Origin of the sequence: Sulfurovum sp. bin170 (assembly GCF_010892395.1) — a bacterium.
Classification (GTDB): Bacteria; Campylobacterota; Campylobacteria; order Campylobacterales; family Sulfurovaceae; genus UBA1140.
The window spans coordinates 1-6,906 of record NZ_JAACKB010000016.1 but is presented as its reverse complement, the minus strand read 5'-3'; the positions used below and the strand labels follow the sequence as shown (position 1 = coordinate 6,906).

Genomic DNA, 6,906 nt, shown 5'->3' with positions numbered 1-6,906 from the left:
TTAAAAATATTTACACAAAAAAGAGATTTCGCCGAAAGGCTTAAAAAAGAAGAGTATACACTTATGCAAATCGAAGGTGTGATAGCAATCACACCCTACTTGTTATCGTCAGGATACCAATTTCCATTTTTAAGACGGTAACCATTTCAATGATTGATGTTTGGTCTAAGTTAAAAGTTGGTATAACTATCCAATCTCAAAAAAAGGAGCTTTATTAAATGTTACATTTAGCCTCCAACTCCATATCAAGAGCAAAATTACTAAACCAATTCAATATAGATTTTATCCAAAAAGCCCCAACCTATGATGAAGAGCAAATCACAACCAAAATAGCCAAAGACTTTGTCTATATCGCAAGTAAAGGGAAACTAGAATCAGCTCTAAGAGAGTTTGGCTTAGAGACTCCTCTCCTCACTGCTGATTCTGTTATAGCTACAGCGGATGGAACCATTCTGCGAAAACCAAAAAGCAGAGATGATGCCAAAAGGATTTTGCAGATGCAAAGTGGCTCACAAATAGCCATCATCTCTGCTATGCACTACAAAACCAAATCCTTTTATCTCTGTGATATATCAGCTACCTACTATAAATTTGCTCCATTTGAAAAAGATGACCTAGAGAACTATTTAGAGGGTGGATTGTGGCAAGGAAAAGCTGGAGGATGTATGGTTGAGGGATTTTGTAAAAAATATATAGAGTCTGTTAATGGATATGAGAGTACAGCAATGGGGTTGAATGTTGAAAGATTAATGGGATGGTTGTAAAAGATGAGAATAGACCTGAAATGAACTAACATTCCAGAAAAATCTATAATATTACCCACATCCACCACTACAACTAGTAGCAGAAAAATCCGTTATATTTGTAGCATTAGATTTTTTTGAAAAGACTATTTGCGTTACTCCATTTGGAAGCTCGTGGTCTATGTAGTCAAACTCATCTGCTATTTTAGGGTAGAGACCTGAGGGAGGACAATGATTTAACATAATGAGTTGTTCATTCTCTTTCAAAATAGCCAAACCAGCCATAGCGTTCACCATTGGATGACCACCTTTTGTCGTGTCAAATAGATATGTGGTTATGGGACCCATTGTTCCCTTTACAAATTCAACGGTTGCATTTTCAACTTTTATAGGAGTACTGTTTTCTATATTCATCTCTTAAGTATTACCTTTTTTAAGGAATTGTAACATATATTTATGGAACTTAGTTTATAAATATATGTTTAGTCATAATATACCCCAATAAAAAAAGAGAACCAACACATAGAAATAGCCCAACTTTTCATCTCCTTTATCGCTAGTAGATGGGCTCATCTACTCCCCTTTCGGAGATAAAACCAACTTTACTTTTAGATTTGCAGAGCCTTTTCCTGAAGCGATAAAAATATTCCCCTCAGCAGAGAAACTAATGCCTATTTCCACCTCTGCTCTCTCTACAATCATATCTTTGTTAAGCTCTTTGTAGGTCTCAGCGATAGGTCGAATGCTTTTGATTAGAAGATTTTTAATGGTATCAATCGAGCCGTCAACCTTTTCAATTACACCGTTTCCACCTGAAATCATCTCTATTTCACTTTGAGGTACTTCTACCTCCATTAGCAGTCCATTATCTAGTTCGATTAGTTTTTTTGACATCTTGTTCCCCTTAAAATGTAGATTTAAGTTATTTTACTGGAAAAATTATTGATTTGAGATGAATTTTTGAGAAGAAATAAGAGTTTTTGTGGGTAGAAATACCCACAAAATTTAAAGAGATTAGCCTTTAATCTCCACCGAATAAGCCTTATGAGACAACGGCACAGCAGGTCGTTTGATATGCTTCGGTCGTCTAAGCTTATCTCCTGCCTGTAGAGGTCGCGTTAGTTTATCTCTCCAAGCTTGATAGACCTTCATATTATTATCATAGTTCACCCAAATATCACCGATTTGGTCATCTTCTCCTGCGAGTTCGATGCTTACTTTTTGATGCCACGCGTGGTTACCTGCGATTGGGTCTGGATGTGAAGGAGCCACGGCATTTTGCCATGAGCCACTTAGTCCATCCCACCAGATATTATCAAGGTCTTTATTGTACTCTTTGAACTGCCACGAATCCTTGTTCTCCATCATCCCCTCGTCAATTCCTTGGGTTGGTTTCATCGTTCCGATTTTGCCATCCATCGTCATCTCATAGAGTGGAGCACCCACACCCATCACTCCTAGTTTGTGAGCAAACCCAGGGATGGTAATAGCATTTTTGAGCTTCCATCGTCCTGCGTGGTGTGAGTTGGCTAATACACCTGGCATGGTCGCTTCTGTTGGAACAGCCATCGCGATAAAATACCCTGACTCTAATCCACTGACCGTATCAGAGATAGTCACTTTGATAGCATCACCCTGTTTGATGTTCATTCTATGAGCATCTGATGTGTTAATCCAAACTGGATTATGGTTTTGACTTATCTCCATAAGATGTTTAGAGTTCACCGAACGAGTGTGAATATTATACGGCAGTCTAAATACGGTATTCAGTGCAAAATCATTCTCTTTTTCCATAAAGTCATGGTGTACTTGTGATACCACATGCACCATTTTCTTTCGCTCCTCTTTGCTCTTTGGATAGATAGGAATTGCATACTCTGGCCATTTCCAATCAGCAAACCATTGAGAGAAGAACTCTGCTTTTCCACTTAGTGTATGGAAACCTTGTTTAAGCTCACCCCCAACCTCTACGCCGATTGTTCCATGCTTCTCACCTTTTTTACCATTGACAGTGATGGTTCCAAACGCATCTTTGGTTACCTCATCCTCTTTATAGTGGTGACCATGAGCATGGTAGGTATCTCCTACTTTTTTCAGAGGTCGCTCTTGTGGTTTGAAGATATTGTCCTCCTCTAGCCATGTACCCATCGCACTCATCATCTCATAGTTAGGATACTTAGAGTCAGGATAGTGCTTTTTAGCTGTCTTTTTAAGATTTGGTAACTTATCAAACGCTGCTTGATACCACTCGGCAATCGTCACTGCTCTGCTTGGGTCAGCTTTGGATGCCCAAAACTTACGAACACCCAATTTACCATCAGGGTCAACATGATGTGTCATGATATTTGCCCAGAACTCAACCTCTTCCCAAACTTCACCAAGACCAGCAGCGATGTGAGCTTCTAGAGTTGCTCTGGTTGGGTCTTTTGGTTTCCATCCCATCTTCTCTAATGCAACACGCAATGCAGGTTGTCTAAAGCTTAACCATCTCTTTGGCTCTGTCGCCTCTGAGTGTTGGTCATGTCTCTCACCTGCTAGTCCCACTGGCAAAATGAAGTCACAATACCAGTTTGTCTCTGACCATGTTGGAGATAGGTTAAATGATAGACCTATTTTATCCTCTCGTTTAAGAGCCTCAATCCATCTAAATCCATCAGGATTAATCCAAACAGGGTTATACATTCGTGGAATCCAAACATCCAGTTTTTCAGGAACTTTAAGCCCTTTGGCATTCCACTTGGCTCTCCACTCATCATCAAGCAGTAGGTGAGGCATAATGTGACTCATCTCATATGAACTCAATGGATACTCAGGTGGCCAAGCAATCTCATTCCAAACATCAACTTTTGGAGGTCTCTCACCTGCCACAGCAGCCTTATCACCTTTTCCATTGACCGAGATAACATGCCAATGGTGCATTCCCACACCACCTTTGTCTCCTGCCATAGCACCTCGTAGACCAAGAGCCAAAAATGCAGACCGAGCAATCATCCAACCACCACGGTGAGCAATTGGTCCTGCTCTCCATATATAGGTTGTTACTCTAGCACCTGCGTCGATAAACATATCATAAAGCTTCTCTACAATTCTAGCTTCAACTCTACACTCTTTTGTTACAAAATCAAGTGTATACTCAGAGTACATCTCTGAAATCATTGCGATGAAGTCTTCGTAGCTGTCACCTTGTGGCACAGATTTGATGTAATTTTTCTCAACCAATAGAGCCAAGTACTCTTTGTTTGCCATCATCTCTGCCCAATTGAACCAGTTCTTTACAAACTTGTGGTCAACTAAATCTTCACCATTGATACCTTTTTCATTCAAAACTCTATTGGCTAGATAGAGATAGAGTGCTGTCTCTGTACCTGGCCAACATGGAACCCATAGGTCAGCCATACCAGCAGAGTTTGACATTCTAGGGTCAAGTACTACCATCTTGGCACCTTTTTTCCTAGCCTCTGCGATTCTACCTGCTGCTTGTTGGAAGTAGTGACCCGCATCAGCTGCGTGAGAGGATTGTAGGAAAATCAGCTCCGAATTTGCCCAATCTGGTGAGTTTCTATCATCGTTGAACCACTGGATAGTTCCCTGTCTTGCACCTGCACTACAGATGTTGGTGTGTGAATCATACCCATCACAACCCATAGAGTGAGGAACTCTGTGACCAAAACCGTTCTCATTTGGTCGTCCAACATGGTACATAATTGATTTTCGTGAAATCTCATCACCTCGCTCTAGCGTGGTTTTCATCTTTGTACCAATCTCTCTCATCGCCTCATCCCAAGTGGTTCTTACCCACTTTCCTTCACCTCTTTTGCTCCCCGGAGCTCTTTTTAGTGGGAAAGGGATTCTATCTGGGTCATACATCTGTGATTGAGTTGCGTAACCTTTTGCACAGTTTCGTCCACGGCTTCCTGGGTGGAGTGGATTTCCCATATACTTTCGTACTTTTAGGTCTTTTGGATTTTTTGTCTCTTTATAGACTCCAATATCTACCCACGCAGTAAGTCCACAAGATGCTTCACAGTTAGAGCATGATGTAGGCACAAGCATGTACTCTGTTAGCTTGATTCCATCAGGGTTATCTGCACTCTTCACGCCTTTTCTTGCAACACCGCCTCGTTTCCAATCATTGCCATCAAGCTCATGGTAACTGTTCCATTTTTCAGGGTCTGGGTATCGCTCCAAGTTTACAGGTGCTGTAACTTTTTGATGATTGTCAGCGATTGCAGGTGTATCTATAATCGTCTCAAATACACCTTTTGCAACTGTCGCTCCTGCGACTGTGTATGCTGTTCCTTTTAGGAATGTTCTTCTGCTCTCAAAGAAAGAAGATTTGTTGTTATTCATTTTTTTAACCATATTTTCCTCCTTAACTTAATGGTAGTAGTTGTGGAATTTTGAGCCACACATCTTTTGCCATATAGAGACCAATTAGCGTTGTAATCGCTGCTAGTCTCATTAGCGTTGGGTTGTAATCTCTCATGCTTCCTTTTGCTATAACAAATGGGATAATATAACCTAAAACCATAGCAAACCAAAACTGTGTATTATACTCACCACCTGAATGAACAAATGCTAAAGTAGCTTCAACCTCTGCTGCCTTGAACGAGAAAAAATACTCACCCATATACATTGTAAATGAGAACGCTACAGAAAATGCCAATATCATTGCCAAATCTTTTTTCACATCAGGAGACCATTTTTCAGAGATTAAGACAAGAGTTGCACTTCCAACCATAAAGGCTGCAAGTAACATCTGAATCATCTCAGGGGCTCCTACCCACAACTCTCTTGCACTCGATTGTGCCATAATAATAGCTGTGTACATTGTAACAGGGAGAGCCAAAAAAACTACAAATGGAAAAACTTTATCATAGAGGTCAGATTTTTCTCTGATTGATTTTGCAATTCCAATATGTCGCCCAAAATCAGGATGTTGGTCAAGGAATCCAATCGCCATCATAAGTGTAATCAATCCTGTAAATAACGAAGCCATCCACGCACCAACAGTAATCGCACTTGACCAGTTTGGATTCAAGAAGATATTAATCATTCTCAGAGGCTGATGCAGGTCGATAAGTGTAAAGAACAAGAAAACATTTAGTGCTATAAATGAGATAAGTGGCATCATCCATCTTAGATTTGGCATATCCTCTTTTTTGTGTCTATGAAGCAGAAATGCACCCACAAGCACCACACCTGTACCGATACTTTTTGCCCACATATTAAGTGTAATCATCCATCCCCATATAATCCCTGGGAGTGGAACATCAAGCGTTACGATTGCTTGGGTTGCTTCTATACCATGCTCTACCATTATTTTCCTCCTTTAGTTGCAGACTCTATCAGACTATCATTTGTTAACTCATCATTATGCCCAGATGGAGAGAGGAACCTATCAATCATAGAGTGATGAGGGTCACCGATATGGTCAAGATGTGTAATCTTATTAAAGAGTCCATAACCTTCTATTCTCTTATGTGCCAGAGGATTGAGTATATTGTTTCCACCACCTACATAATAGTGTTTTGGATTGGTATGCTTTTCAGGTTTTCTCACCTGTACATTGCCTTGATGCTCCATAATGTATCGAGAGATATGACTAGTCTCATCCTCGACATCACCAAATATATTTGCTTCAACTGGACAAGCAACCACGCACGCAGGTTCAAGTCCACCCTCAACTCTGTGAGCACAATATGTACATTTGTCAGCAGTGTTGGTCTCTGGATCCATATAGATAGCACCATAAGGACACGCCATCATACAGCCAGCACAACCTATACATCTGCTGTTGTCAATATTTACAATTCCATTTGGCAGATAGTGCAGTGCAGATACTGGACAGATTCGCTCACAGGGAGCGTTTTCACAGTGGTTACAACGCAGAGGTGTAAAGTTCCTACTGGTATCAGGGAATGTCCCCACATCTATATATTTTACACGCAAACGCCACGAGCTTAGTGGCACTTCATTTTCAACTTTACAGGCGATTTCACACCCCTTGCAACCCATGCAAAGGCTCAAATCGACTAAAAAACCTAACTTCATGCTTCCTCCTATTTATTTAAGTTATAACTATTATTATTGTAGATTATTCTAAAACTAATGAAACAAAATAATCTTTACTAATGTATAAATACTAGCATTTTTTATAAGT

6 protein-coding genes are annotated in these 6,906 nt (G+C 40.3%); 1 reads left to right on the top strand and 5 read right to left on the bottom strand.

The genetic code is table 11. The features are described 5' to 3' along the window. Positions 1–218 precede the first annotated feature (218 nt). Positions 219–764, top strand: a complete 546-nt coding sequence (gene maf / locus GSY74_RS00535) for a septum formation inhibitor Maf (protein ID WP_164663152.1) — start codon at positions 219–221, stop codon at positions 762–764. A 51-nt stretch (positions 765–815) separates the two neighbouring features. Here maf and GSY74_RS00530 read toward each other — a convergent pair whose 3' ends face one another. The 5 genes from GSY74_RS00530 to GSY74_RS00510 form a co-directional block, all read right to left on the bottom strand. Continuing rightward, entirely contained in the window at positions 816–1,157 is a 342-nt protein-coding gene (locus GSY74_RS00530; protein WP_164663151.1) for a hypothetical protein, read from the bottom strand. Between the two features lie 159 nt (positions 1,158–1,316). Continuing rightward, positions 1,317–1,637, bottom strand: coding sequence for a CU044_2847 family protein (locus GSY74_RS00525; protein ID WP_164663150.1), 321 nt, complete (start codon positions 1,635–1,637; stop codon positions 1,317–1,319). 120 nt (positions 1,638–1,757) lie between these two features. After that, a complete protein-coding gene (locus GSY74_RS00520; protein ID WP_164663149.1) occupies positions 1,758–5,105 on the bottom strand; it encodes a molybdopterin-dependent oxidoreductase in 3,348 nt (1,115 codons plus the stop codon). A gap of 10 nt (positions 5,106–5,115) precedes the next feature. Beyond that, the gene (gene nrfD, locus GSY74_RS00515) at positions 5,116–6,063 is read right to left on the bottom strand and encodes an NrfD/PsrC family molybdoenzyme membrane anchor subunit (protein ID WP_164663148.1); all 948 of its coding nucleotides are present in this window, start codon (positions 6,061–6,063) and stop codon (positions 5,116–5,118) included. Continuing rightward, the gene (locus tag GSY74_RS00510) at positions 6,063–6,797 is read right to left on the bottom strand and encodes a 4Fe-4S dicluster domain-containing protein (RefSeq protein ID WP_164663147.1); all 735 of its coding nucleotides are present in this window, start codon (positions 6,795–6,797) and stop codon (positions 6,063–6,065) included. Before GSY74_RS00510 ends, nrfD begins: the two co-directional genes overlap by 1 nt. Positions 6,798–6,906: the final 109 nt, after the last annotated feature.